This is a genomic window from Arthrobacter sp. Soil_C_60 (assembly GCF_057656375.1).
Genome location: NZ_JBDGKM010000035.1, coordinates 1 through 409 on the forward strand (window position 1 = coordinate 1; position 409 = coordinate 409).

The following is a 409-nucleotide window of genomic DNA, read 5'->3' on the forward strand; positions in this document are numbered from 1 at the left end:
AGCGGTTGGTCCAAACCATGACGGGCGGTAAAGTCCGCCCGCATCTGGTCCGTGGCATTCAGCGGCAAATACAGGTTTGCCGGATTACCGGTCAGTCGGGCAAGCGCGAACACTCCCACGATCACTGCAACCAACGGCAACGCGCTGGAGAGAATTCGCTTTCTCAGATAGGCCAGCATTAGTTGGCCCCGCCATGTCGCAGAGGGCGGTATCCACGGGTATAAGCCGGCTCTTTAGCGGAATTGAATGTGCCGTCGAGGCGGCGGTTCAATTTCCACGGGTTGTTGTCCTGCAGCGGTTCCGGCAGGAGTTCGGCCGGAACGTTCTGGTAACTGACCGGGCGCTGGAAGCGGTGGATGGCCAGGCTGCCCACGGATGTGGACCGTGAGTCGGACGTTGCCGGGAACGG

General features: G+C 60.9%; 1 pseudogene. It reads right to left on the reverse strand.

Annotation, left to right across the window (positions count from 1 at the left end):
- Positions 1 to 178 precede the first annotated feature (178 nt).
- Positions 179 to 409 (reverse strand): annotated as a pseudogene (locus AC3A4M_RS22835) (hypothetical protein); the annotation flags it as partial.